24 protein-coding genes are annotated in these 26930 nt (G+C 66.6%); 7 read left to right on the forward strand and 17 right to left on the reverse strand.

The annotated features are described in order from the left end of the window. Positions 1 to 359: 359 nt before the first annotated feature. The 4 genes from cutA to JOF55_RS02285 all read left to right on the forward strand — a co-directional run bounded on the left by cutA (position 360) and on the right by JOF55_RS02285 (position 3380). On the forward strand, positions 360 to 677 hold the full coding sequence (gene cutA / locus JOF55_RS02270) for a divalent-cation tolerance protein CutA (RefSeq protein WP_310268801.1): 318 nt from the start codon (positions 360 to 362) through the stop codon (positions 675 to 677). Between the two features lie 224 nt (positions 678 to 901). Then, positions 902 to 1381, forward strand: a complete 480-nt coding sequence (locus JOF55_RS02275; RefSeq protein WP_310268804.1) for an Asp23/Gls24 family envelope stress response protein — start codon at positions 902 to 904, stop codon at positions 1379 to 1381. 93 nt (positions 1382 to 1474) lie between these two features. After that, entirely contained in the window at positions 1475 to 1795 is a 321-nt protein-coding gene (locus JOF55_RS02280) for a hypothetical protein (protein ID WP_310268806.1), read from the forward strand. Positions 1796 to 2009: 214 nt separating this feature from the next. Next, positions 2010 to 3380: a NupC/NupG family nucleoside CNT transporter gene (locus JOF55_RS02285; RefSeq protein WP_310268808.1), complete on the forward strand. Its 1371-nt coding sequence runs from the start codon at positions 2010 to 2012 to the stop codon at positions 3378 to 3380. A 70-nt stretch (positions 3381 to 3450) separates the two neighbouring features. On the opposite strand, the gene JOF55_RS02290 is transcribed toward JOF55_RS02285, so the two are convergent. Continuing rightward, complete coding sequence (locus JOF55_RS02290) at positions 3451 to 5586, reverse strand: family 43 glycosylhydrolase (protein WP_310268811.1); 2136 nt, start codon at positions 5584 to 5586, stop codon at positions 3451 to 3453. Positions 5587 to 5768: 182 nt separating this feature from the next. On the opposite strand from JOF55_RS02290, the gene JOF55_RS02295 reads away from it, so the two are divergent. Next, complete coding sequence (locus JOF55_RS02295; protein WP_374727203.1) at positions 5769 to 7880, forward strand: S9 family peptidase; 2112 nt, start codon at positions 5769 to 5771, stop codon at positions 7878 to 7880. Positions 7881 to 8033: 153 nt separating this feature from the next. On the opposite strand, the gene JOF55_RS02300 is transcribed toward JOF55_RS02295, so the two are convergent. The 4 genes from JOF55_RS02300 to cmk form a co-directional block, all read right to left on the reverse strand. After that, entirely contained in the window at positions 8034 to 8867 is an 834-nt protein-coding gene (locus tag JOF55_RS02300) for an aldo/keto reductase (protein WP_310268817.1), read from the reverse strand. Positions 8868 to 8950: 83 nt separating this feature from the next. Further along, positions 8951 to 10405, reverse strand: a complete 1455-nt coding sequence (der, locus tag JOF55_RS02305) for a ribosome biogenesis GTPase Der (RefSeq protein WP_310268821.1) — start codon at positions 10403 to 10405, stop codon at positions 8951 to 8953. Next, the gene (locus JOF55_RS02310) at positions 10402 to 11148 is read right to left on the reverse strand and encodes a lysophospholipid acyltransferase family protein (RefSeq protein WP_310268824.1); all 747 of its coding nucleotides are present in this window, start codon (positions 11146 to 11148) and stop codon (positions 10402 to 10404) included. Before JOF55_RS02310 ends, der begins: the two co-directional genes overlap by 4 nt. Beyond that, positions 11145 to 11870, reverse strand: a complete 726-nt coding sequence (gene cmk / locus JOF55_RS02315; RefSeq protein WP_310268827.1) for a (d)CMP kinase — start codon at positions 11868 to 11870, stop codon at positions 11145 to 11147. The genes JOF55_RS02310 and cmk overlap by 4 nt, the downstream gene beginning before the upstream one ends. 185 nt (positions 11871 to 12055) lie before the next feature. Between cmk and JOF55_RS02320 the strand changes: the two genes are divergently transcribed. Both JOF55_RS02320 and JOF55_RS02325 read left to right on the forward strand, forming a co-directional pair. Beyond that, positions 12056 to 12538, forward strand: coding sequence for a cation:proton antiporter regulatory subunit (locus JOF55_RS02320; protein ID WP_310268830.1), 483 nt, complete (start codon positions 12056 to 12058; stop codon positions 12536 to 12538). 6 nt (positions 12539 to 12544) lie between these two features. Beyond that, complete coding sequence (locus tag JOF55_RS02325) at positions 12545 to 13738, forward strand: cation:proton antiporter (protein ID WP_310268832.1); 1194 nt, start codon at positions 12545 to 12547, stop codon at positions 13736 to 13738. A 61-nt stretch (positions 13739 to 13799) separates the two neighbouring features. Here JOF55_RS02325 and JOF55_RS02330 read toward each other — a convergent pair whose 3' ends face one another. From JOF55_RS02330 to JOF55_RS02385, 12 genes are all read right to left on the reverse strand, one after another. Then, the gene (locus JOF55_RS02330; protein WP_310268835.1) at positions 13800 to 14564 is read right to left on the reverse strand and encodes a pseudouridine synthase; all 765 of its coding nucleotides are present in this window, start codon (positions 14562 to 14564) and stop codon (positions 13800 to 13802) included. After that, entirely contained in the window at positions 14557 to 15156 is a 600-nt protein-coding gene (scpB, locus tag JOF55_RS02335) for an SMC-Scp complex subunit ScpB (RefSeq protein WP_374727362.1), read from the reverse strand. Before scpB ends, JOF55_RS02330 begins: the two co-directional genes overlap by 8 nt. A 74-nt stretch (positions 15157 to 15230) precedes the next feature. Then, complete coding sequence (locus JOF55_RS02340; RefSeq protein WP_374727363.1) at positions 15231 to 16040, reverse strand: segregation and condensation protein A; 810 nt, start codon at positions 16038 to 16040, stop codon at positions 15231 to 15233. Between the two features lie 115 nt (positions 16041 to 16155). Further along, complete coding sequence (locus JOF55_RS02345) at positions 16156 to 17106, reverse strand: ParA family protein (protein WP_310268841.1); 951 nt, start codon at positions 17104 to 17106, stop codon at positions 16156 to 16158. Between the two features lie 195 nt (positions 17107 to 17301). Beyond that, positions 17302 to 18243, reverse strand: coding sequence for a site-specific tyrosine recombinase XerD (xerD, locus tag JOF55_RS02350; protein WP_310268845.1), 942 nt, complete (start codon positions 18241 to 18243; stop codon positions 17302 to 17304). 114 nt (positions 18244 to 18357) lie between these two features. Further along, on the reverse strand, positions 18358 to 19029 hold the full coding sequence (locus JOF55_RS02355; RefSeq protein ID WP_310268850.1) for an NUDIX domain-containing protein: 672 nt from the start codon (positions 19027 to 19029) through the stop codon (positions 18358 to 18360). A gap of 12 nt (positions 19030 to 19041) precedes the next feature. Beyond that, a complete protein-coding gene (pyrG, locus tag JOF55_RS02360; RefSeq protein ID WP_374727204.1) occupies positions 19042 to 20748 on the reverse strand; it encodes a CTP synthase in 1707 nt (568 codons plus the stop codon). A 302-nt stretch (positions 20749 to 21050) separates the two neighbouring features. Continuing rightward, positions 21051 to 21989, reverse strand: a complete 939-nt coding sequence (locus JOF55_RS02365) for a copper transporter (protein ID WP_310268856.1) — start codon at positions 21987 to 21989, stop codon at positions 21051 to 21053. Next, positions 21986 to 23170 (reverse strand): putative cytokinetic ring protein SteA, encoded by a 1185-nt coding sequence (gene steA / locus JOF55_RS02370; protein WP_310268859.1) that lies wholly within the window; start codon positions 23168 to 23170, stop codon positions 21986 to 21988. The genes JOF55_RS02365 and steA overlap by 4 nt, the downstream gene beginning before the upstream one ends. Positions 23171 to 23262: 92 nt before the next feature. Next, entirely contained in the window at positions 23263 to 25098 is a 1836-nt protein-coding gene (recN, locus tag JOF55_RS02375) for a DNA repair protein RecN (protein WP_310268863.1), read from the reverse strand. 61 nt (positions 25099 to 25159) lie between these two features. Continuing rightward, entirely contained in the window at positions 25160 to 26053 is an 894-nt protein-coding gene (locus tag JOF55_RS02380; protein ID WP_310268866.1) for an NAD kinase, read from the reverse strand. Then, entirely contained in the window at positions 26050 to 26928 is an 879-nt protein-coding gene (locus JOF55_RS02385; protein WP_310268868.1) for a TlyA family RNA methyltransferase, read from the reverse strand. Before JOF55_RS02385 ends, JOF55_RS02380 begins: the two co-directional genes overlap by 4 nt. Between the last annotated feature and the right edge of the window lie 2 nt (positions 26929 to 26930).

Below are 26930 nucleotides of genomic sequence, written 5' to 3' on the forward strand. Positions count from 1 at the left end.
ACGCGTCAGAACTCTTTGTTGATGCGCATTCTGCTGCGGCCGGATGCTAGTGGCACGTAACCGGCGCGCAAACCCCCGCCACGTCCACAGGCGATCTCTCCTTGAGTTGCAGAACACACCGGCGTGTGTTCACCGCCTGCGCAGACCGCTTTTCGGACAATTACAGACCATTTTTGAATACGAGCCATAGAAACCATCTATAAAATCTTCCCGAATGCGGTCGTCACCTCGTTCGGCCGCAGCTACACCGGCGGTCCGGGGAGAATCCGGCGGTCTCCGGTGCCGGTATCGACCCCGGCGTCCGCCGGTGATGCGCCATGGTGGTGACCAGCAGGCTCGCAAGCCGATACGGTGGCGGCATGGCGGACTACGTGCAGGTCGTGACGACAACGGATTCGGAACAGGCTGCGGCGACGCTGGCCCGCAGCATCGTCGAGGCCCATGGCGGGGCATGCGTTCAGGTGATGCCGATCCGCAGTTTCTATCGCTGGGAGGGCACCGTTCAGGACGACCCGGAATGGCAACTGCAGATCAAGACGTCGGCAGCACGGCTGGATCACCTGATCGAGCACATCACCACGCAGCACCCCTATGACGTTCCGGAAATCATCGCCACGCCGATCACCGGCGGACACGACGCCTACCTGTCGTGGGTGGACGAGGAAACCGGGTCCTGACTTCCCGGTACCGACTCCCGGTACAGCAACGCGCTCGGCGAGTGACGCGCTGCGGGGACGCTCGGGTGTCCATCGACCCGGCTGCGAACGGCCATGCGCGGTAAGGTGTGTCCTGCACCATAGTCCGACACGCGTCCGGACCGTGCAGCACAGTCGATCACGGTGTTGTCGAAAGAAGCGCCACGGTGGTGCGGATCGGCACGGGCGAAAGGAGCCCCTGAGCGATGTCCGAGAACCCGCAGCAGGAGGAAACTCGCTCCCACCAGCCGGCATCGACCCAACCGGCAGCAACGAGTTCTTCCGCGGAAAAGCCCCGCGGAGGGACTGCCATCGCGCCGCAAGTGGTACAGAAGATCACCGGCCTCGCCGCTCGTGAGGTCTCCGGTATTCACGCGATGGGCGGTGGAGCCTCCCGCGCTTTCGGGGCAGTGCGCGAGCGTGTCCCCGGGGCAGGCACCGCACAGACCGCCGGTGTCCGGGTCGAGGTCGGCGAGAAGCAGGCCGCGATCGACCTGGATGTGATTGCCGAGTACGGTGCGCCCATCGTCGATCTGACCCGTACGGTGCGACGTAACGTGATCTCCGCAGTGCAGCAGATGGCCGGGCTGGAAGTCATCGAGGTCAACATCGCGGTCAACGATGTGCACGTACCGTCCGAGGGCAACGGTGAGCAGCAGTCGGCGGCACCGTCTCGCGTCGAATGACGGGTGTACCGGCTTCAGCGCGGATGTCCGCCCGCGTTCGAACATCGGCGAGCTCGTCTGTACCGGACACAGCGAGGTGAGGACACGTCGCGGATGAAGGGGCAACCGCTGAGTAACCGCAACGACGTCCGCGTGGCAGGAGCGGTGATCCTGCTCGGAACGAGCGTGTGGATCTTCACCATCGAGTGGCGCTGGTTCGTCACCGGCATACTCGCCGCGGCCGCTGCCGTGGCCGGGGTACGGGCACAACGTCGCTGGAACGACTGGACCACCGTGGCAAGTGCCGTCGCGATCGCGGCCGGTCTGGCCATATGGCTGTGGACCGGTGACGGTCGATGGGCGATCCTCGGTCTCTTCCCGCTCCTGTTCGTCCTCATTCGACGCCTCGCCACTGCTCTCGAGACTCGGAGATAGAGCCAGCAACGAGAGCGCCACACCCCTGCACGCAACCCCACCTTCCGCTCAACGGAAATATCGTCGTTCGGCGGTAGCGAAATTCCTCGGCTGTCTGTCCAACGATCCCATCCGAGTGCGAGCATTCCCGATCAAGCAAACAGCGGCGTTTGCGGTTGCGCTCGGCCACCGAGCCGATCCTGCGCCCGTCGACTCTGTGGAAGGGACGGTATTCGTGCAGGTGCTATGGGGAATCGGCGGCATGCTCGTGCTGTTGCTGATCGCGTTCGCATTGTCGATCAGTCCCCGCTCCGTCAGACCGCGAACAGTGATCGGGGCGCTGCTCATCCAGGTCCTCTTCGCGATCCTCGTGCTGCAGTGGCCGGTCGGCAGACAAGTCCTGCAGGCGGTCGCCGACGGCGTGGGCAAGGTGATCAATTCGGCCAACGAGGGCATCGAGTTCATGGTCGGCCCGATCCTGCCCGAAGAGGGCACGCTGTTCGCTTTCCAAGTACTGCCACTGATCGTGTTCGTGGCCTCGCTGGCCGCCGTGCTCTACCACTGGAACATCCTGCAGTGGATCGTGCGCATCATCGGCGGCGGCCTGCAGAAGGTACTGGGCACCACCAGAGCCGAATCCCTCAATGCGACCGCGAACATCTTCGTCGGCCAAACCGAGGCACCACTGGTCATCCGCCCCTACCTGGCCAAGATGACGCGCTCGGAGTTCTTCGCCGTCATGGCCGGTGGTCTCTCGACCGTCGCCGGTACGGTCCTGGTCGGCTACTCACTCCTGGGCGCGCGACTGGAGTACCTGATCGCGGCGAGCTTCATGGCCGCGCCTGCAGGGCTGCTCATGGCGAAGATCATCGTTCCGGAAACGGAGCGCACGAAAAGCGACAGGGCGGTGACCAGCTCGGCGCCCCTCCGTAGCACGGAGGCGAGCGCCGACCATGCCGACGCGACCGCGCGTGACAGTTCGGAAAACGGCAGCACCCCGGAGTCGGCGAGCTCGAACATCGACGAGACGGCGGAGGACGGCAAGCGTTCGGACCAGTCCCCCGCCGAGGAGGGCATGACCTCGGAGAAACCGCGCAACGTCATCGATGCGGCTGCCACCGGGGCTTCGGACGGTCTCAAACTGGCGCTGAACGTCGGTGCCATGCTGTTCGCGTTCATTTCGCTGATCGCACTGCTCAACCTGATCATCGGCGGACTCGGGGGTCTGGTCGGCTTGGAGGACCTCACCTTCCAGAAGATCCTCGGCTACATCTTCTCCCCGGTCATGGTCGCCATCGGTGTTCCGTTCAACGAGGCCATCGAAGCAGGTAGCTTCCTCGGCCAGAAACTGGCACTCAACGAGTTCGTCGCGTTCGCCGATTTCGGGCCGGTCGCCGATGAGTTCACCCCCAAGACAGCAACGATCATCACCTTCGCACTCACCGGATTCGCCAACTTCAGCTCCCTGGGAATCCTGCTCGGCGGGCTCGGCGGACTCGTGCCGGATCGCCGCCCGATGATCGCGAAATATGCCATCCGGGCAGTCCTCGCGGGCACGTTGGCCAATCTCATGAGCGCCACCATCGCCGGCATGCTCATCGGCTGAGGTGATGCCGCGCTTCTCCGCCGATGCGCAAGGCCCGCGAGAGAGCCATCGGACGAGCACGATCCTTCGATCACCGCACGCGCGAAACCGCCAGCGTTTCGCACTGTCCCGATGCCGGACCCCGCACGGAGTTGAGTCCCCTGTCCCCTGCGGGGCCCGGAACATTCCCGGTACACCCCAGCGCACCATCGATCGCGTTATCCGTCACGACAATCGAGCGCGTACCCACGTTGCCGTGCACGGACACCGGACCGTGCACGATCGAACGGGCGATCGTGACTTTCCCGGTCGAACCGGTCACCGAAACCCGCCCCGAGACCCTCGCGCCTTCCAGACGCACGATGCCGGTCGCACGCTCGACCCGCACGGGCCCGGAAACCGTTCCGCCGGATATCCACACCGCATCGGGTCGGTGTGCCTCGACCGGTCCGGCGATCGCCGAGCGCACGGCCACGAGCGATGCCGCCGGGCCCACTCGCACCGGACCCGTCACGACGGCATCACGCAGGCACGTCACTCCTCCATCGGACACTCGCAGCGGTCCGTGGTGTGTTCCCGTGATGGTGGCGGTGCACCCGGCCACCGCCACCATGGCCGCCACGGGCTCACGGCTTTCCCGATTGTCGTCTCCGACCGTGGTGTTGCTGATGTCGACATAGGCGCCGCGGTACCGGCGCCGCTGGTACTGCAGGCGCAATGCGGCGACACCGGTCTGGTGCCCGGTCAGCACCGCTCGATCGTCGTAGGCTGCCACCGTGACCGGACTGGTGGGATTCAGCGTGGCCCGGACGCGGTTCAAGGGCCGGGACAGGTCCATCGCCGCCCCGGATGCGCTGGTCACGGCCCAGCGTAGTTCGCCCGCTTGCTGCCCGCTCATGTCGATGAGTCGGGCGTTGGTGGTCAGCGAATACGGTGCCACTCCGGACGGGACGGGTTCGTCACTCACCGACTGTTCGATCACCAGGGACGGGCTGCCGCCCACATCGGGGTCGCCGGCTGAAAAACGCATTCGTTCGGTGTACAAGCGCCGGTCGACCGTGGGTGAAGGGCGTGCTTGATGGAGGTAGTAAAGTTGCGATCCGTCCGGTGAGGACACCACGCTTCCGTGCCCGGGGGAGTACATGCCCATGCTCGCATCCCGAGCCAGGACGGGGTTGTTCTCGCTTCTTCGCCACGGCCCCAGTGGACTGTCCGACACGGCATAGCCGACCCCGTAGGTGTCCCTCGTGCCGTGCTCGGCGGAATAGAGCAGGTAGTAGACGGGAACACGCCGACCGCTCTCGAACCGGTGATGCTCGACCACCGTGGGGCCTTCCATCCGATGTCGGTCTCGGGGCACTGCACCCGACCCGGCATCATCGACGTGGGCGTTTTCCCCCTCCGGTGTGTCCGGTCCGTCCGGCCGCTGGTCGAGGACGGAGGTGAACCCGTCCTTGCGCACGCCGGGTGGATCCCCGGGAGCCTTGTTCGCATTGACGTAGCGGGGACGGATTCGGGGCATCGTCCGGCCGGTCGGATCATGCCACCAGCCCGTGGTCAACTCGACGGCGTGGACGGCCGAGGGCTGTGCGTACGCGCCGCGCGCGGAATCCCGATCCCTCCGGAAAGCACCACGGGCGAAGTACAGGTAGATGCGCCCGTGGTCGAACAGGATGTGCGGATCGGTCACCGCGATGTAGCTGCCCGGACTCCCCGGAGCGTAGGGGACGTAGTCGAGTGGTTTGCCGGTGATGTCGCGGAACGGTCCTCGTGGTGATTCCGCGACCGCCACTCCCAGCTTGCCGGATCGCTCGGCGACGTTGTCGCGCTTGCGCGCGGAGTAGAACAGGTAGTACAGGTCCGTTTCGGTGTTGTGATAGACCTCCGGCGCCCGGAACCGATCATGCCCCCACCGGTTCCCGTCGTCCACGTCCAGCGCACCGCCCGGGAGCCGTTCCCAGGTCGCCAGGTCCGGCGAACGGTGAATGGCGAACCGGTATCCGGTGTCCGCAGTGGTGGTGGAGTACGCGTAGTAATAGCCGCTGTCCCGGTCGTAGAGGACATACGGGTCGCTGCCGAGCGTCGCGGCATTGTTGTAGTAGGTGGCATTGGTCGTCTCTCCACGTACCGCACCATCCTGCTCGGCACGGCTGCCGCCCGGTCCCATCGCGAGCACCAACGGGAGGATGATCAGTGCACTCAGGATGCGCAGGCGACACACGGTCATCCCCTCCCCTCTGTCACGGCCGCGGCACACCGGCGAGGGCAGTTACCGGCTACCGGCGATGAGCACGGCTTCTCACGGGCAGCGAAGAAACGATGTCCCATTGTAGAGCGGAATCGCCTGCGGCACCGGAGCAACGCACACCACCCGGCCCGGATCGCCACCCGATTTGGCAGGCTGCGTGCATGTCCTCACCCGACACGTCGCCAGAGCAATCCTTTCCTCGGCACAGCGCCCTGACGCAGGGATTCACTCTCGGTGCTCCTCGAAACGTCACCGTTGTTCCCGGCGGGAGGACCGTGCTCTTCCTCCGTTCCTCCAGCGGCACCGACCGCAGCAACGCGCTGTGGGCATTGGATACCCGTTCCGGTACGGAACGGTGCATCGCCGATCCGATCGCATTGCAGGGCGAGGAAGCCATCTCCGCAGCGGAACAGGCTCGTCGGGAACGCGCGCGAGAGCGCGCCGCGGGAATCACCGCGTACTCCACCGATCGGGAGGTCGGCCAAGTCTCGTTCACTCTTTCGGGGCGACTCTTCCTGGCCGACCTCACCACCGGGACCGTGCGGGAACTTCCGGCACAGTCTCCCGTGGCCGATCCGAGACCGGATCCCGACGGTCGGCACATCGCCTACACCTCCCGCGGGCAACTCCGAGTGATCAACGTGGACGGCTCCGCTGACCGGGCACTCGCCGAACCCGAACACGAGCAGGTCCGATGGGGTGTCGCCGAATTCATCGCGGCCGAGGAAATGGGACGCAGCCGCGGCTACTGGTGGTCACCCGACGGCACGGTGCTGCTGACCGCGCGCGTGGACGAAACTCCCGTGCAGCTGTGGTACCTCGCCGATCCCACGCATCCGGCGGAGCAACCGACCACCATGCCCTATCCGGCTGCCGGAACCGCCAACGCCGAGGTCACGCTGGCGCTGATCGGGCTCGATGCTCGCCACATCGACGTTTCGTGGGACCGGGAGGTCTTTCCCTACCTGGTGGCCGCCCACTGGTCGCCGTACGGACCTCCGCTGCTCACCGTGCAAACCCGGGATCAGCGTACCCAGCTCGTCCTCGCGCTCGATCCCGAGACCGGACGAACACGAGAACTGCACCGGGAAACGGACCCGCATTGGGTGGAGATCAAATCGGGGTGGCCCTCCTGGACACCGGACGGGCAACTCGTGCGAATCAGTGCCCACGAGGGTGCCTATCGGCTCATGGTCGGCGGCCAGGACCGGACCGGCAACGACATACAGGTCCGCGCGGTCCTGGACATCGACGACGAGGACATCCTGCTGTCTGCATCGGAACGGGATCCGGCACAGATCCACGTGTATCGAGCCGGTCCGCAGGGAATCGAGCGCCTGTCCAGCGGCGTCGGAGTACACACCGCCACCCGCTCCGGTGCGACCATGGTGCTGTCCTCCTCCGGCCTCGACGAACCGGGCACCCGAATGATCGTTGTCGAGGGCACACGCCGAATCACCGAGATCGGCTCCCGTGCCGACACGCCCACGATCGAACCCAAGGTCGAACTGCTGTGGGCCGGAGAACGCGAGCTGCGCAGTGCACTGCTGCTGCCCGACGGCTACCGGCCCGAACACGGCCCGCTTCCCGTGCTGCTCGACCCGTACGGCGGTCCCCAGGCACAGCGGGTCCTGGCTCGGCAGTACGGCTATCTCACTTCCCAGTGGTTCGCCGACCAGGGATTCGCCGTGGTGGTCACCGATGGACGAGGCATGGCCGGGCGCACACCGGAGTGGGACCGCGCGGTCGCGGGCGACCTGGCCGGGCCACCGCTGGATGACCAGATCGACGCGCTGCACGCGATCGCCGCCGAGCACCCGGAACTGGACCTCGACCGGGTCGCCGTCCGCGGCTGGTCGTTCGGAGGTTACCTGGCTGCCCTGGCCGTACTACAGCGGCCGGATATCTTTCACGCGGCGATCGCCGGTGCCGCCGTGTGCGACTGGCGGCTCTACGACACCCACTACACCGAGCGCTACCTCGGCGATCCGGGCAGCGCACCCGAGGTGTACGAGTCGAACTCCCTGATCGGTGCGGCAGCACAGCTGAGACGCCCGATGCTGATCGTGCACGGCACTGTCGACGACAATGTCGTGCCCGCCCATTCACTGCGCCTGTCGGCCGCACTCACGGCGGCGGCCCGACCGCACACGCTGCTGCCACTGCCCGGCGTGAGCCACGTTCCCACGACGGAGACCACGACGGAGAACCTGCTGCGGCTCCAGCTCGATTTCCTGCAACGGGCGCTCGGTGGCGAGCCCGGGCCCGCATGAACCGACCTCGGTGGCCACCGGATCCGGTGGCCACCGAGACGAGTGGTTTCCGAAAGACCGCTCGGACGGTCGCCGAACCGCCGCCTCAGGCGGCGGTTCGCTTCGTTGAAGGCCGTTCAGGGAGCCACCACGGTGTCCGGTCGACCGAGCAGGTCACAGAATCTCCAGCGGGGTGGGCCGCTGCGGTGCCGGGAACTCGGCATCGAGCCGGGAAAGGTCCTCCGCCGAGAGGGACACCTCCAGTGCGGCATGGTTCTGCTCGACGTGCTCGATGGTCGCGGCCTTCGGGATGGCGCACACACCGTCCTGGTGCAGCACCCACGCGACGGCCACCTGAGCCGGTGACACGCCGTGCTCCCCGGCGATATCGCGCAGAACCGTGTTGCCGAGCAGCCTGCCCTGTTCGATCGGCGAGTACGCCATGACCGGCATGTTCCGCTCACGGCACCACGGCAACAGCTCGAACTCGACACCGCGCCGGGTCAGGTTGTACAGCACCTGATTGGTCTGTACCTCACGGCCTGCCTCGGCGGAGAACACCTCGCGCATGTCATCGGGATCGAAGTTGCTCACGCCGAAATAGCGGATCTTGCCATCGGCTTGCAGCTCCCGAAATGCCTCCAGCGTCTCCTCCAGCGGTGTGCCACCCCGCCAGTGCAGCAGGTAGAGATCCACCCGATCGGTGTTCAGGCGCCGCAAACTGCGTTCGCATGCCTCGACGGCTCCGCGCCTGCTCGCGTTGTGCGGGAACACCTTGCTGACCAGAAACGCTTCGTCCCGCCGACCGGAGATCGCCTCCCCGACGACTTCCTCCGCACCGCCGCTGCCGTACATCTCGGCGGTATCCAGCAGACCGATCCCGAGGTCGAGACCGTGTCGCAACGCCGCCACCTCGGCGGCGCGGTCCGCTCCTCGTTCACCCATGCCCCAGGTGCCCTGCCCCAGCACGGGCAGGCTCGCACCGGAGGGTAGCTGTAGGTGCCGCATCGTTTCGCACACTTTCGTTTCTCGAAGAAGAGCAACAGGTCGTGCCGGGCGTGCACACAGCCTACGAGATCGAGGAACCCTGCCTACCGCCGGGAACTCTTCGGGTCCTTGCGCTCGCGGACCCGCACCGAAATGCGTACCGGACTCCCCACGAATCCGAACGTCTCCCGGAATTTACGCTCCAGGAATCGGCGGTAGCCCGCCTCCAAAAAGCCCGTGGTGAACAGCACCAGTGTCGGCGGCCGCGGATGCGCCTGGGTGGCGAACATGATCTTCGGCTGTTTCCCGCCACGCACGGGCGGAGGATGTGCCGCGACCACGTCGGAAATCCAGGAGTTGATCTTCCCGGTGGAGACCCGCTGGTCCCACGAGTCCAAGGCGGCACGAAGCGAAGGCGCCAATTTCGCCACCGCACGCCCCGTCTCCGCCGAAATGTTGACGCGTTCCGCCCAGCGCGCGCGCACCAACTGCCGGTCGATCTCCTTGTTCAGCTTCTGTCTGCGCTCGTCGTCGACCAGGTCCCATTTGTTGTAGGCGATGACCAGAGCACGCCCGGCCTCGATCACCATGCTGATGACTCGCAGGTCCTGCTCGCTCAGTGGTTCGGAGGCATCGACCAGCACGATGGCGACTTCGGCCGCCTCGATCGCCGCCTTGGTGCGCAGCGAAGCGTAGTACTCGGTGCCCTGGGCGGTCTTGACCCGCTTGCGCAACCCCGCGGTATCGACGAAGCGCCACACCTCGCCATCGAGTTCGACCAGCGAGTCGACAGGATCGACCGTGGTGCCCGCCGCCTCGTCGACCACGGCGCGCTGTTCACCGACGAGGCGGTTGAGCAGGCTGGACTTGCCGACATTGGGCTTGCCGAGCAGAGCGACCCTACGTGGACCGCCCGTGGCGGCGAATTCCTCGCGCGGGGTGGTCGGGAACGCTTCCAGGACCTTGTCGAGCAGGTCGCCGGAGCCACGGCCGTGGGTGGCACTCACCGGCTGCGGCTCGCCCAGCCCCAGCGACCACAGTGCCGCCGCCTCGGCCAGGGTACGCTGATCATCGACCTTGTTCGCCGCCAGCAAGACCGGACGCTTGGAACGGCGCAGCACCTTCGCGACCGCTTCTTCGGCCTCGGTGGCACCGACCTGGACATCCACGACCAGAAGTACGACGTCGGCGGCGGACATCGCCCTCTCCGCCTGTGCCGTTATCGACGCCTGCATGCCCTTCGCATCGGGTTCCCAGCCTCCGGTGTCCACGACCGTGAAGCGCCGACCGCTCCACAGCGCGTCGTAAGCCACTCGGTCCCTGGTTACCCCAGGAGTGTCCTGCACGACGGCCTCGCGGCGCCCCAGCAGTCGATTCACCAACGTCGACTTGCCCACGTTGGGACGGCCGACCACCGCCAGTACCGGCTGCGGTGCTCCGGCACCGTCCGGCTCGTCCGAGTACTCGGCATCATCGAACGCCATCCATTCGGACTCGTCGAACCAGCTCCCGTCCAGTTCGCTACCGTCGCTCGCATCCGCCAGCGGATCTTCGGTCACGCTTGGTTCCCTCTCGCATCGTCATCGCAGTCGTCGCAGTCGTCGCGTTCGTCGCCGGTCAGCCGGTCCAGCTCCCCGAGCAGCTCCACCAGTTCGCTACGAACCCGCTCCGTGGCGGCGGTCAGGCCGGCCCGCCCCTTCGCCTCCGGCAACGTCACCGGCTCGCCGAACAACACGTCCACCCTGGGCAGGAATCTCCGCTTCCGCCCTTCCGGCCGCCGCGTACCCCGGCAGACGACCGGCAGTACGCGCGCCCCGGAGGAGCGTGCCAGCCAGGCCGCGCCGTGCTGGGCATTGCTCACGACTCCGTCTCCGCGCGTTCCCTCCGGAAACACACCGACCAGGCCACCGGCACGCAATACCCGCATCGCCGCCATCAATGGCGCGCGGTCCGCCTCACCCCGGCGCACCGGAAGTTGGCCGATCCTGCGCAGAAACCATCCCAGCGGCCCGCGAAACATCTCGTATTTGACCAGGAACACGGCACTGCGCCGCACCATGCCGAACAGCAGCGGCCCATCCACCATCGAGCTGTGATTGGCCACCAGCACGATGGCACCCGACTTCGGTATTCGTTCGCCATGGTGGATGGTCACGCGGTAGGGCAGCCGAACGAAAGTAGCCCCGATCCACCGCCCCAGGCGATGCCATGCCGACGAGGCGCCCTCCGGAAGCATACCGTCCGCGGCAGCCGGTGTCCCCGCGGCTGCCGACTTCCGGCTGCGACTGTTCTCGGCGGTCATCGAATCGTTCGTTCCTCCCCGGCCAGAAGACCACGCTGCTCGACGAGTTTGTGCAACTGCGTCAACGCACCGGCCACATCCAGCTCCGTCGTGTCCAACTCGACGGAATCATCGGCCATCCGCAGCGGCGAGACCGCACGGCCGGAATCCAGATCGTCCCGTCTGCGCACGTCCGCGTGGGTCCGTTCCAGGTCGGTGCCACGGCCTGCTGCGGCATCCTGCGCGGTACGCCGCTGTGCTCGCGCATGGGCCGAGGCAGTGAGATAGACCTTCAGTCCTGCCTCCGGTGCGACGACGGTGCCGATGTCGCGGCCTTCCACGACGATCCCTCCGGACTGCTTCACCGCCTGCCGGATCAATCGCCGCTGCTCGTCCACCAGCAGTTCCCGCACGGCGGGGATGGCCGATACCGCCGAGACGGAACCGGTCACGGCCGGACCACGTATATCGTGCTCCACCCCCTCCCCCGCCAAGGTTACCGTCGGATGCACCGGGTCCGTCCCCATCACCAGCTCCGCCGAACGCGCGGCATGCGCAACGGCCTCGGCATCGGAGACCGCCGCTCGCACACGAAGCGCGGCGAGCGTGATCGCCCGATACATCGCGCCGGTGTCCAGGTAGGCAGCCCCCAGGGCGGACGCCAACCGACGAGCCACCGTGGATTTCCCGGTCCCCGATGGACCATCGAGCGCCACGACGCCGCGGAGCGCGGACTGTGCCACCTCGGGTGCCCTCCTTCATCGCAAACGACCGGCGGCAATGCCGGGCCGACCTTCCATTCTGCCTGCCTGGGAGACACCAGCCGCACTCGCACCCCATGGGAGCGACATACCGTGAAGAAGCCACCGCGGATACTCCGTGAACCGTGTTCGACCATGACTTCCCAGGAGGGATTAGGGTCGTGGGCGTGGACGTCACAGTGACACCGCTGCCCGGACTCGGTACGCAGCAGGACTTCACCACCCGATCCGGCCACCGGGTCGGTGTGATCACCTACCGGGACGGCCGACTCGAGCTGATCGTCTCCGATCCGCAGGATCCGGACAAGGTCGCTGCCTCGGTGGATCTCAACACCGAGGAGACGAGTGCGCTGGCCAACCTGCTCGGCGCCCCGCAACTCGTCGCCCAGCTCACCGAGCAGCAGCGCGAAGTCACCGGGATCACCACCTGGCAGCTACCCATCACCCCGGGCTCACCATACGAGGGACACGCCCTCGGTGACACGGAGATGCGCACCCGCACCTCGGTATCCATCGTCGCCGTGGTACGCGGCGGTACCGCCCACCCATCGCCGCGGCCCGACTTCGAGTTCAACGGCGGGGATCTTCTCGTCGTGGTCGGCACCGTGGATGGTCTGCGGTCGGCCAGCGAAATTCTCGAAAAGGGCTAACACAGGGTGCACAACACGGCAATCGCCCTCATCGAGCTGGGTGCGGTTTTCTTCGGTCTGGGCATACTCGGCCGGGTCTCCTGGAAGATCGGCATTTCGCCCATCCCGCTCTACCTGCTCGGTGGTCTCGCCTTCGGCCGTGGTGGTCTGCTCCCGCTGACGGGCATCGAGCCGTTCACCCAGGTCGCCTCGGAGATCGGCGTCGTACTGCTGCTGTTCCTGCTCGGCCTGGAATACTCCGCCGGTGAACTGGTCACCGGTCTACGCCGCTCCTGGCCCGCAGGCCTGGTCGACATCGTGCTCAACGCCACACCCGGTGCGCTGGTGGCGTGGTTACTGGGTTGGGGACCGGTCGGAGCGCTGGCGATGGCAGGCGTTACCTACATCTCCTCCTCGGGAATCGTCGCGAAGGTGCTGGGTGACCTGGGACGGCTCGGAAACCGGGAAACACCGGTGGTGCTGTCGATGCTGGTTTTCGAGGACCTCGCGATGGCCGTCTACCTACCGATCCTGACCGCACTGCTGGCCGGAGTGAGTTTCCTCGGCGGTCTCAGCGCCGTCGGAATCTCCCTTCTCGCCGTCACCCTGGTACTGATCATCGCGTTACGCTTCGGCAGATACGTCTCGGCGCTGGTGGACAGCCCCGATCCCGAGGTGTTCCTGCTGCGGTTGCTCGGGGCCGCTCTGCTCGTCGCCGGAATTGCCTCGCAACTGCAGGTATCCGCTGCCGTTGGTGCGTTCCTGCTGGGAATTGCGATCTCCGGATCGACGGCGACGAACGCGACCCGCATGCTCGAACCGCTACGCGATCTGTTCGCGGCGATCTTCTTCGTGGTCTTCGGCCTCAACACCGATCCGGCGGCCATTCCGCCGGTGCTGCTGTTCGCGCTGTTGCTCGCACTGGCCACCACCGTGACCAAGGTCGCCACCGGCTGGTTCGCGGCACGAAGGCAGGGCGTGCGCAGGATGGGTCGTGCCCGTGCAGGTGCGGCCCTGGTCGCGCGAGGCGAGTTCTCCATCGTCATCGCCGGGCTGGCGGTCTCCTCCGGCACCATCGCCGGGAAACTCGCCGCACTGTCCACGGCCTACGTGCTGCTCATGGCCATCATCGGGCCGGTTGCCGCACGAGTGGTCGAACCGGTGGCCCGAAAGATGGTTCAGCATCGCGAACCGCCCCGGAGCCAGGCGGCGTCGAGTTGATCCTGCCCGGGTGGGGTCGGTGAATTTCTCGAGAAATTCACCGACCCCGCCGCGCATCACTTCACAGACCGACGGCGCGGTACAAACTGCCCAGTTCCTTATGGTCCAGAGGACGGATCGCCCCCTGCCGCTCATTGGTCAATCGCACCTCACCGACGGCGGTCCGCACGAGCCGTTGCACCGGATGTCCCGCCTCCTGCAGCAACCGACGCACGATGCGCTTGCGTCCTTCGTGCAAAACCACCTCGATCAGCGCACGGTTCCCATTGACATCGACCAGTTGGAAGCTGTCGATCCTGGCCAGGCCGTCGTCCAGCTCGATCCCCGCCTTGAGCCTGCGCCCCAGGTCCTTCGGGATGGGTCCCAGCACTTCCGCCAGATACGTCTTGGGAACACCGTACGAAGGGTGCATCAGCCGATTGGCGAGCTCGCCGTCATTGGTGATCAGCAGCAGTCCCTCGGTGTTGACGTCGAGCCTGCCGACATGGAACAAGCGCCCCTGACGCTCGCGCAGATAATCGCCGATGCACGGCCGATCCTGGTCGTCGGACATCGAGCACAGGATGCCCCTGGGCTTGTTCAGCAGCAGGTGGGTCGCCTCCCGGTTGGTCACCACCCGGGTCCCGTCCACGTGAATCACGGCGGTCTCCGGATCGACCCGCTTGCCCATCCCGGTGACCATGTCACCGTCAACTTCGACCCGTCCCTCGGAGATCATCTGCTCAGCCGCACGCCGCGAGGCCACCCCTGCCTGGGACAGCAACTTCTGCAGGCGCACCCCCTCCGCCTTGGCAGGCGAGCCGGTCGGGTCACGGTATTCAGACATCGTCGATCGCATCCACTTCGGGCAACAGGGGAGCCAATGGCGGCAGGTCCTGCAGCGAGGACAGCCCGAGCCGTTCCAGGAACAGCTCGGTCGTGCTGTACAGGATGCCGCCGGTTTCCGGGTCGGTTCCGGCCTCTTCGACGAGGCCGCGTGCCAACAGGGTACGGATAACGCCATCGACGTTGACACCGCGTACCGCCGCAACCCTGGACCGGGTCACCGGTTGCCGGTAGGCGATCACCGCGAGCGTCTCCAATGCCGCCCGGGTCAGTTTGGCACGCTGCCCATCGAGCAGGTAGCGCTCCACATAGGGTGCGTACGTCTCGCGGGTGTAGAAGCGCCAACCCTCCCCGACCTTCCGCAGATCGATTCCTCGCTCGTCCTCGGTATACCTGTCGGCCAGCCGCTGCAGAGCTGCCCCGACCCGCTCGACCGGCTGCTCCAGGGCCTCCGCGAGAAGCTTTTCACCAGCGGGAACGTCGACCACCAGCAGCAATGCCTCCAGCGCCGCATCCAGTGCCGCCTCCGCGGTGAGGTCCGGGGGCGCCTGCCCGGACACCGGTGCGGCCCGGCCGGAGTCGTCCCTCCCGATATCGGGGTCCGGGCCCTCGCCGGTTGCTTCCGAAGTCTGCGGGGTGACTTCCCCATCGGTCGCACCGTACTCGCTCACCCGTACTCCTCTTCCACATCACTGGCCCGGGCCGCCTCGGCGTCGGCACGTGCCTGCTGCAGATCACCGCCGACCCAGTGCACGACCAACTCGCCCAACGGATCCTCCTGTTCGAACAGCACCGCGGTTTCCCGATACAACTCCAGGAGAGCCAGGAACCTCGCCACGACCTCGAGAGAGTGTTCGCAGTCGCCGACCAACTCGGCGAAGTCTGCGACGCCCTTCTCCGCGAGAAGCACACGCAGCACCGCCGCATGCTCGCGAACCGAGATCCGATGCTGGTGCAGGTGCTCCAGCGAGACCGTCGCAGGCGGCTTCGGCCGAAACACGGCAGCGGCGACTTCGGCGAATCCCATCGGATCCACTCCCAGCACGACCTCCGGCAGCAATCCGGCGAAGCGGTCCTCCGGGGACACCGCCCGGGGATACCGGCGCAATGCTCCGGCTTCCAACTCGCGAAACAGCGCCGCCACCTGCTTGTAGGCACGGTACTGCAGCAACCGCGCGAACAGCAGATCCCGCGCCTCCAGCAGCGCGAGGTCCTCCTCGTCCTCCACCTCGGCGGCGGGCAGCAGCCGCGCTGCCTTGAGATCGAGCAATGTCGCCGCCACCACGAGAAACTCGGTGATCTCATCCAGTTCCGAGCTCTCGCCCAGTTCCTTGGTGTAGGCGATGAACTCGTCGGTGACCCGGTGTAGCGCCACTTCGGTCACATCGAGCCGGTGCTGCGAGATGAGCTGCAACAGCAGGTCGAAGGGACCTTCGAAATTGTCCAGCCGTACCGTGAAGCGACCCGAGGACGACAATTCCCGATCGGCGGGGGCCGGATCGGACGCCCCGTCCGGCGCAGGCGTCACCTCCGCGGCTTCCGCCTCCCTCACGTCATCTCTCCTGCAATTCAGGTCGATCCGTATGGATCGGTCATCGGGCGAGCACTTCACGGGCGAGCGTGCGATACGCCCGTGAACCGGCTGATCGCGGGGCCCAGCGCGTGATGGGCTCCCCGGCGACAGTGGTTTCCGGGAAACGCACGGTCCGGTTGATCACACTGTCGAACACGATGTCACCGAACGCCTCGACCACCCTGGCCATGACTTCTCTGGAATGCAGTGTACGCGGATCGAACATGGTCGCGAGAATCCCGCTGATCTCCAGTTTCGGGTTCAGACGCTCACGAACCTTCTCGATGGTGTCGATCAGCAGTGCCACGCCACGCAGACTGAAGAACTCGCACTCCAGCGGGATGATCACGCTGTCAGCCGCCGCGAGGGCGTTGACCGTGAGCAATCCCAGCGAGGGTTGGCAGTCCACCAGGACGTAGTCGTACTCCTTCATCGCCGGATGCAGCACGCGCCCCAGTGTCTGCTCCCGGCCGACCTCCGCGACGAGCTGCACCTCGGCGGCGGAGAGATCGATGTTGCTCGGCAACAGGTCCATTCCCTCGACCGTGGTCCGGCGCACCACGTCATCGAGGGTGACCGATCTCTCCATGATGACGTTGTAAATCGTTTGCTCGAGCTGGTGCGGCTGTACCCCGAGGCCGACCGAGAGTGCACCCTGCGGATCGAAATCCACCAGCAGCACCCGTCGGCCGTACTCCGCCAGTGCGGCACCGAGGTTGATCGTCGAGGTGGTCTTCCCGACACCGCCCTTCTGGTTGCACATGGCCAGCACTGCTGCGGGCCCGTGCTTGTCCAATATCGGCGGCTCGGGAATGCGCCGACGTGGCCTGCCAGTGGGGCCGACATCGTCGTACGAGGAGTCCGGGGATGTGTCGACGTCCTCGTCCGGCGCGCCGGGTTTGTCCGGGGCGATACTCAGGTCGACCGCGCCCCGGGACCGCCCGTCGGCGGAGGGCTGCGGTGTCGACATGACGATCCGACTCCTTGTCTACGGGTGGCGATAGGGCCTGGGACAGTCGCGCGCAGCCTAAGTGGCAGGCAATACCAGCGGCAACGCGCCTCGCCGACGTGTCGGAAATGTGCTGCCGGTGGTTCTTGCCACGATCCGCCCTCGACGGCAACGCTCGGAGGCAAGCGCCGCACGGACACCACCACCGCCCGGCGGTCACCCGTGCGCGCGCGGATGCGCCGTCGCGTACACCTCGCGCAACGTGTTCACCGTGACCAAGGTATACACCTGCGTCGTGGCCACCGACGCATGGCCGAGAAGCTCCTGCACGACCCGAACGTCGGCGCCGCCCTCCAGCAGGTGCGTGGCAAAGGAGTGACGCAGTACGTGCGGCGAGACCTCCGCCGTGATACCCGCCCGCTGTGCGGCGGATTTCAGCGCGTTCCAGGCGCTCTGCCGGGACAGCCGCGTCCCCCGGGAGTTCAGAAAGACGGCCGGGCTACCACGTCCACGTATCGCCAGGGTCGGTCGCGCCCGCACCAGGTAGGCGTCCAGGGCGTGCAGTGCGGGCTGGCCCACGGGCACCAGGCGTTGCCGTCCCCCTTTGCCATCCAACGAGACCGTGCGCTCCTCGGTGTTCACATCGTCGAGATCGAGCCCCACGGCTTCGGAGATTCGCGCACCGGATGAGTACAGCAGTTCCAGCAGCGCCCGTTCCCGGAGGTCGCGAACTCCCGCACCGCCACAGCTGTCCAGCAGGCGAAGCACCTGCTCCACCGGAAGAGCTTTGGGTAATCGCCGGGGCGGACTGGGCGGAGACACCTCGCGCGCAACATCGGAGTCGGTCAGCCCTTCGAGGTAGGCGAACCGGTGGAGCCCGCGTGCGGCCACCAGTGCCCGGGCTGCCGAAGACTGCGCCATCGGAGGGCGCCCTCTGCTGCCCTGCCGGAGTTCCGCCAGAAACGAGGCGACATGCTCCGCACTGACCTCCCGCAACGCGGAAATGCCCCCGCCAAGCAGGTAGTCGGCATAGCGGCGCAGGTCACGCGCATAGGAATCCAGGGTGCTGCGGGCTGTACCACGCTCGACCGCCAGGTGATCGAGGTAGCCGGTGATCACGACTCGCAACCCGTCGGGCAGGTTTTCGAATCCTTGCACCACTGGCCTCCTTCGACGCTCTTCGGCACGGCAGCATGCGCTTGCAGCCTAAAGATTCACGCACGGTCGCCGAAGCGGTGTCCGGACTCGCGAGACGGTCACCGCAGTGGATCGTCACACCTGTTTCCGACGCGCGGGAAAGCGCTGTGGCCGGTCGTACCACTGTGCCCGTGGTGCTCGGGATTGCGCACGCCCCTCGCCGACCGCCTGGGCAGCCAGCAGGCCGGACACGGTGGGAGCGTTGACGATCTCACCGTCGAACACCAGCCGCACGGCCGTACTCAGCGGCAGCCGTTCGAACACGAGATCGGCTTCCTCGTCCCCCGTCGCCAGGGGTCTGCCGACATCGGAGAGGCCCCGGGCCAGGAACACTCGCACGGCCTCATCGGTGAATCCCGGCGAGGAAGCGATATCGACCAGCACCGACCACTGCTCAGCGGCGAAACCGACCTCCTCGGCCAATTCACGTTGCGCGGTGTCCAACGGGTCCTCGTCCGCCACGTCCAACAGGCCCGCCGGAAGCTCCCACAGCCTGCGCCCGAGGGGGTAGCGGTACTGGTGGACCAGTACCACGCGACCCGCATCGTCGAGCGCAACGACGGCCACCGCCCCAGGGTGCTCCACGACCTCTCTACTCGAGGTGGTGCCGCCGGGCATCCGGACCTCGTCCGCGCGTAGCGCGAAGATCCTGCCCACGTGGATATCAGCGCTGGATACGGTCGTGAACTCGTGTTGACCGTGGGTCCGGGTCACCCTGTCGTCATCGGCGTTTCCGCTCGCATGCACAGCCCCATTCGATCACACACTCCCGGCCGGGGCATGCATGTTCGACGGAAGCTCGACAGGAAGTCGTTCGGCCGCGCGGTAATCCAGCGCCGCCCGGACGAACGCCGCGAACAGCGGATGCGGCCGGGTCGGCCTACTGGTCAGCTCCGGATGCGCCTGGGTTCCGACGAAGAACGGGTGATCCTCGCGGGCCAGTTCGAGGAACTCGACCAGGCGGTCATCGGGCGAGGTCCCGGAGAACACGAGCCCCGCCTTGGCCAGGCGGTCCCGGTATTCGTTGTTCACCTCATAGCGGTGGCGATGACGTTCGGCTGTCTCCGAGGTCCCGTACGCCTCTGCCACGATCGAACCATCCTGCAGGCTGGCCGGGTACGAGCCCAGCCGCATGGTGCCCCCCATGTCGCGGTGACCGGAGACAACGTCGTGCTGGTCGGCCATGGTGCTGATCACCGGATGTTGGCAGGGCTCCTCGAACTCGGTGGAGTTCGCCCGCTCCAGACCCGCCAGGTTGCGCGCTGCTTCGATCACCATGCATTGCAGCCCCAGGCACAACCCCAGCAGCGGGATACCGTGTGTCCGGGCGTAGTGGGTGGCCCCCACCTTGCCCTCGATACCTCGAACCCCGAAGCCACCGGGGATCAGAACACCGTCCATCCCGGCAAGCGCGTGTGCCGCACCCGCCGCGGTCTCACACGTGTCCGAAGGCACCCACTGAAGCTCCACCTTCGCATAGTGGGCGAATCCTCCGGCGCGAAGAGCCTCGGTCACCGACAGGTAGGCGTCGGGCAGATCGACGTACTTGCCGACCAGCGCGATCCGCACTCGCTCGGTGGGCTGGTGCACCCGCTCGAGCAGGTCTCCCCAGACCGACCAGTCCACGTCGCGGAACGGCAGACCGAGCCGGCGCACGAGGTAGGCGTCGAGTCCCTCCGCGTGCAGCACGCGCGGGATGTCGTAGATCGACGGTGCGTCCGGGCACGCGACCACACCATCGGAGTCGACATCGCACATCAACGCGATCTTGCTCTTGAGGTCCTCGGGAAGCTCCCGGTCGGCGCGACACACCAGAGCATCCGGTTGGATACCGATGTTGCGCAGCTCCTTGACCGAGTGCTGGGTCGGCTTCGTCTTCAGCTCTCCCGAGGGGGCCAGGAAGGGCACCAGGGACACGTGCAGGAAGAAGCAGTTGTCCCGCCCGACATCGTGCCGGACCTGCCTGCACGCTTCCAGGAACGGCAGTGACTCGATATCACCGATGGTGCCGCCGATTTCGGTGATCACCACGTCCGGCGTTTGCCCGTCCTCGTCCGGTTCCCCCATTGCCCGGATCCGGGCCTTGATCTGATCGGTGATGTGCGGAATCACCTGAACGGTATCGCCGAGATACTCGCCCCGGCGCTCCTTGGCGATCACCGTGGAGTAAACCTGACCGGTGGTGATATTGGCATTGCGGGTCAGGGCGCGATCCAGGAACCGCTCGTAGTGACCGATATCCAGATCGGTTTCGGCGCCGTCCTCGGTGACGAACACCTCACCGTGCTGGAACGGATTCATCGTCCCCGGATCCACATTGAGATAGGGGTCGAGCTTCTGCATCGTCACCCGCAGGCCGCGGGAGGTCAGGAGCTCGCCCAGGCTGGAGGCCGTGAGTCCCTTGCCGAGTGAAGAGGCCACGCCCCCAGTGACGAACACGTGTTTGATCGTGCGTGCTTGCGGCACCAAAAAGGCTCCCCGTGGTTCAACGCCGTCGCCGGGCTGTTGGTTGTGCGTTGGCAGGACGGCTACCGCACTCCCACGACGCCGTCGCTCCCACGGGATTCCAGCCTATCGCACAGTCCTGCATGAACGCAGTTGCCCCGCCTGCCGAAGGAAGCTCGTCCGACCGCGAGTCAACCGCTGTTCGGGTGCCTTTCTCGACTCACTTGGCATTCGCTTTTGCAGGCGGTGCATCTCCCGCAGTACCGCCCGTGGTCCGGGACCTTCCTGGCTGGGACCACAGAGCCAATGCCACTACGGCGGTATCACCCACGGGGTTGCGGGAGGGGCCCCTGGGCATTTCCGGCGGACCCGTAGTGACCGGCACGATCATCGAGCTGCTCGCGCAGTGCCAGTACGGTGGCCACGCGTCCTGCGGCAATATCGACGTTATCCACCGTCGACACCACCGAGGAGATCGCCGGATCCGCCCGAACCGCTCCCACCGCGCTGTTCCCCGCGCCGGATCCGGTCCGCCCGACGAGTACGGCACCCGCTCCTGCCCGATCCACCTGGGCGGCGAATCGTGCCATCATCGCTGTCGAAGAATTCCCGTTCTCGCTTCGTGCCCGACCGCCGGTCAGTACCACCGCAAGCTCGGCGGGCCGCAGGTCTCCGGATACGCGTACGAAACCCCCGTCGCTCAATCCGCCGAGCGCCGCCGCCCGCTCCTGCGGAGAAATCTGAGGGCGACCCGTCCGCGGATCCAGCAGTGCCACAGGCCCGAGGAAACCGCCCGCCAGTGTTCCCGGAGCCGAAGCGACCGGAAGCTGCACGCCGGCGGGCAGCAGACGCGTGAGTACATCCTGCAACTGCCCGGCTCGTTCGGGATTCGTGAAACGCTCGGTGAGCCGCACCGTCCCGGTGACATCGGCCCCTGCCGAGGCGAGCATCCTGGCCATGGCCTCCCGGTCCTGTGCGTGCACATCCGGGGTTGTCATGAGCACGACACTGTGCTGATCGAGTTGTCCGCGCACCGCCAGTGGCCCGATCGCTTTGCCGAATCGCTGCGCATCGACGACCTTGCCCTTCAGGGTGTCGCGCTCGGCACGCAGTTGATCCACCTGGTGACGCAGCGAATCCTGCTTGTTGCCGAGGTGGGACAGCAGGCTCTCACTCACCGAGGTCGAACCGAGGAGCACACCCGTGGCCAGCGCCAGAAACACCGCCGCGATCGACACAGTGTGGTAACGCAACGAAATCACGGCAAAAGCCCCCTGAGGTATTCGAGGACGGTGCGGCCCGCCTCGGCGACCACACCGAAATACGACGCTCCCAAACCGGACACCGCGAGGGCGACGAAGACCACCGTCACCACCGCCGCGATCAAGGAGACCACCGCACCGGTGGGAACAGTGCTGCGCTGCAAGGCCATCACGGCGCTGCCGTCGACGAGCTTGCCACCGAGGCGAAGCCTGGTCAGGAAAGTCGACGGATTCGAGCCCGAGCGCCCTCGATCGAGGAACTCGCGCAACGTGGCCTGGAAACCGACCGTGACGATCAGGTTCGCCTCGTGGGAGTCCGCGAGCAGTAACGCGAGATCCTCCGGATTTCCGGAGGCGGGGAACGTGACCGCGCCGATACCCAGATCCTGGATCCGTTCCAAGCCGGGCGCGTGGCCGTCCACATGTGCCGGGATGACCACTTCCGTTCCGCTCTTGAGGGCCTCGGGATCGATCCCCTCCGGGTCGCCGACGATCACGTCGGGGCTGTACCCGGCCTTGAACACCGAGTCCGCCCCGGTGTCCACTCCGATCAGGAGCGGGCGATACTCCCGGATGTAGCGTTTGAGCCGCTTGAGATCGTCGGTGTGCCCGTACCCCGCTGCCACGACGAGGACGTGCCTGTCCTTCATCGGCACCGTCAGTTCGGGCACGCCGATACCGTCGAGCATCAGCATGCGCTCACGGCGCAGGAATTCGATCGTGTTCGCCGAGAACGCCTCCAGCTGCGCCGACATGCCTGCCTTCGCCTCGATCATCAGGTCGGCCACCGAATCCGCATCCTGCTCGGTCCCACCGGCGAGTTCCCGGTCACCGACGAACACGCTGCCCTCGTACAGGCGGAGCTTGGCACCGTCCCTGATCTCGTGCAGTGTCTGTGCCCCCACCCCGTCTATCAAGGTGATCCCGGCGGAAAGCAGGACTTCGGGCCCCAGATTCGGAAACCGACCCGAGATCGAGGGCGCGGCATTGACGACCCCGACCACCTCGGCTGCGACGAGGGCTTCCGCGGTCCGGCGGTCCAGGTCGGCCTGGTCGAGCACGGCGATGTCACCGGCACCGACTCGATGCAGCAGGTCACCGGAACGCCGCTGGACCCTGGCAACGCCGACCACACCGGGCGGACTCGCTTCCTGGCTGCCAAGCAGGCCACTGAGCTTCATACACCGATGGTGACAAACCGATCACCAAATGTTGCTCCGCCACGCCGGGCGCGTTGCTCCAACGGCACCATCGCACCGACGCGCGTCGCACCTCAGGACTGCTTCCGCGTGCCCGACTTCCTGTCACCGGAACCTTTGCCGCCGCCACCGCTTCGGCCCGCACTGCCCGAGACGTGCCGGTCGGCCTTGTGCGCAATGGCCGTATCGAGCAGTTCCTCCGCATGAGCCCGCCCGGTCTCGGTGGATTCGAGTCCGGCCAGCATCCGGGCCAATTCCGCCACCCGTTGCTCGTCGGCGACCGTGCGCACATCACTGCGGGTCAGTCCGCCTTCACCGGATCCCTTGTCGACCACCAGATGACGATCGGCGTAGGCGGCCACCTGCGGAAGGTGCGTCACGACGATCACCTGGTGGGTGCGGGCCAACCGCGCGAGGCGCCTGCCGATCTCCACCGCGGCTCGGCCGCCGACTCCGGCATCCACCTCGTCGAAAACCAGGGTCGGCACCGTATCCGCGTCGGTGAGCACCACTTCCAGACCGAGCATCACCCGCGACAGCTCACCCCCCGAAGCACCTTTGTGGATCGGTAGGGGCGGAGCACCGGAATGCGCGATCAACCGCAACTCGACGTCGTCCACACCGTCGGGGCCTGCATGCAGAGTCCGTCCCTGCACGGTCAGCGCAGCAGGATCGGAGTCATCCGCCACCTTGGGGCGGACCAGAACTTCGAGTTCGGCCTGCGCCATGGCCAACCCGGTGAGTTCCTCGGTGACCGCTGCCCCCAGTCCGGTCGCGGCCTCCCCGCGAGCGTCCGATACGGCCTGGGCATGCCGTGCGAGCTCGGCCGCCAACTCGTCGCGCCGCGTGGCCAGAGCAGCCAACGCCTCCTCCGAAGTGTCCATCCCGGACAGTTGCGACTCGGCGTCGGAGGCCCAGGCCAGCACGCCGTCGATGTCGGCCGCATACTTCTTCGTGAGCTGCTTCAACTCGGCCTGCCTGGCCAGCACCTGCTCCAGGCGTGCCGGATCGGCATCCAAGCGATCCAAGTACCCGGCCAGCTCGGCACCGACATCAGCGAGTACGGCAGCCGACTCCGCCAGTCGCGACTCGAGGTCACGCAGTACCGGATCTTCGGCTGCGCCGAGACGGCGGCGTGCCTCACCGACCAGTCCGAGCGCACTGACCGATTCGGGGTCCGCCTCGGCAGCACCACTCACGGCAGCCTGGGCTCCCGAGGCGACGTCGCGGAGCTGGTCGACATCGGCCAGCCGCCTGGCCTCCTCGACCAGAGCGGTGTCCTCACCCTGCTCGGGCGCGACTGCTTCGATCTCGGACAATCCGTGTCGAAGTAGATCGGCTTGCCTGGCCAGCTCTCGGGAGCGCTCCGTTCGTTCGGTCAGCTCCCGGACCGTCTCCGCCCATTCCGCACGAACCCGCTGATATTCCGCCAACGGGCCGGTGACCTCGGTTCCGGCGAAGCGATCCAGCACCGCCCGCTGCTCGGCGGAACGCAGTAATCGCAACTGGTCATTCTGACCGTGGACAGCCAGCACCTGATCCGCCAGCTCGGACAGCACCGCGTTCGGAACCGAGCGCCCGCCCAGATGGGCACGCGAGCGGCCTTCCGCATTGACGCTGCGCACGGCAATCAGGCCGCCGTCCTCGTCCAGCTCGGCTCCCGCGTCCGTGGCGACCCTGGCCGCAGGCGAGTCCGCCGCGGTCTCGAATCGGCCCTCGACCACCGCACGCGTCGCGCCGGCACGGACACGGGAGCTGTCCGCTCGGCCACCACCGAGCAGGTGAAGCCCTGTGACCACCATCGTCTTTCCGGCGCCGGTTTCACCGGTCACCACGGTCAGGCCGGGGTGCAGATCGAGCGTGGCGTCGTCGATCACGCCCAACCCCTGGATGTGCATCTCCGCCAACACAGTCCGCACCCTAGCGGCCGGGTCCGATCAACGAATCCCCACCGGGCCGGTGCGGAACGCCTCAGTCGGCGACCGGCCCCCTCCATCCCTGCACCGGCAGTTCGAACTTGCGTACCAACCGATCGGTGAACGCGGTGTCGTGCAGCCGAACGAGCCGTAGCGGGCTCGTCCCCGCTACGGCTTCCACCCTGGCGCCCGGAGGGAGGTTGAAGTGTCGTTGTCCATCACAGCACAGGACCGCCTCGTGCCCGTTCTGATCGACCTCCAGGGCCAGCAGGGAATCCTGTGCGATCACCAGAGGCCGAGCGAACAACGCGTGCGCGTTGCTCGGAACAACCAGCAGGGCCTGCACCTGCGGCCAGATCACCGGACCTCCGGCGGAAAACGCGTACGCGGTGGAACCAGTGGGAGTGGAGCACAAAACTCCATCACAACCGAACGCCGAAACCGGGTGACCGTCGACCTCGACGACCACATCCAGAATCCGTTCCCGGCTGCTTTTCTCCACACTCGCTTCGTTGAGCGCCCACGTGGTGGCCAGCACTTCGTTGTCCAACCGGGCGGTCACGTCGATGGTCATGCGTTCCTCGACGTGATACCGGCTCTCGATCACCGCATCGACCGCATCGTCGAGCGCCTCGAAGTCCGCCCCTGCCAGGAAGCCCACCCGGCCGAGGTTCACTCCGAACACCGGTACCCCGGCCATTCGAGCCAGTTCCGCGGCGCGCAGCAGAGTTCCGTCGCCCCCCAGGACGAGGACGAGTTCGGTCCCCTCCGCGGCCAGGGGGCCCGGCGCCACCACCTGCGTGTAGCACTCGGGGCTGAGTTCGGGTGCTTCCTCTGCCAACACCCGGACCCGCATTCCGGCCCCGATGAGCTGCCCGGCGACCTTCTCCGCCGTGCCCAGGTTGTACTGCCTGCCCGTGTGTATCACCAGCAGTACTTCTCGGGTCACCTGGCACCCCCTTGGCGTTGTTGCCTGCCGGCACCGTGTTCCGCATCGCGCCCGGCCGGGCTCTGCGGACCCGTACGGACGGCCTCTGTGACCATTGCCTCGGAATCCCGCAGGTCACCGCGCTCGTCACCATGCAGCCACACGAAGTACTCGACGTTGCCGGACGGCCCCGGCAACGGACTGGCGACCACCCCGTGCACTCCGAGTCCGCTCCCGGCTGCGGAGTTCACCACGTCGAGCACGGCTTCCGCGCGCAGCTGCGGGTCACGGACGACACCACCGGAGCCGAGCCGCTGCTTGCCGACCTCGAACTGTGGCTTGACCATGACGACGAGGTCGGCATTGCCGTTCATGCACGCCTGCAATGCGGGCAGGACGAGCCGCAAGGAGATGAAGGACAGGTCGGCCACGACGAGATCGACAGGACCGCCGATCTCCTCGACCGAGAGGGAACGCACATTGGTGCGGTCCTGGATCCGCACCCGATCATCGGTTTGCAGTTTCCAGTCGAGCTGGCCGTAGCCGACGTCCACGGCCACGACCTCCCGAGCCCCGCGCTGCAGCAACACGTCGGTGAAACCGCCGGTGGAAGCACCCGCGTCGAGACATCGACGGCCGGCGACGGTAAGCCCGTCGGGCTCGAACACGTCGAACGCTCCCAGCAGCTTGTAGGCACCGCGGGACACCCAGCCGGGACCTTCGGCATCCTCGGACACCACGACCGCCACATCGGTTTCCACCGCGGTCGCAGGCTTGGCGGCGATCATGCCGCGCACACTCACCCGGCCTGCGGCGATCAGCTCCGATGCCTGTTCCCGCGAGCGTGCGAGCCCCCGTCGAACGAGTTCCGCGTCCAGACGCACCCTTCGTGGCACCG

This window comes from Haloactinomyces albus (assembly GCF_031458135.1).
Classification (GTDB): Bacteria; Actinomycetota; Actinomycetes; order Mycobacteriales; family Pseudonocardiaceae; genus Haloactinomyces; species Haloactinomyces albus.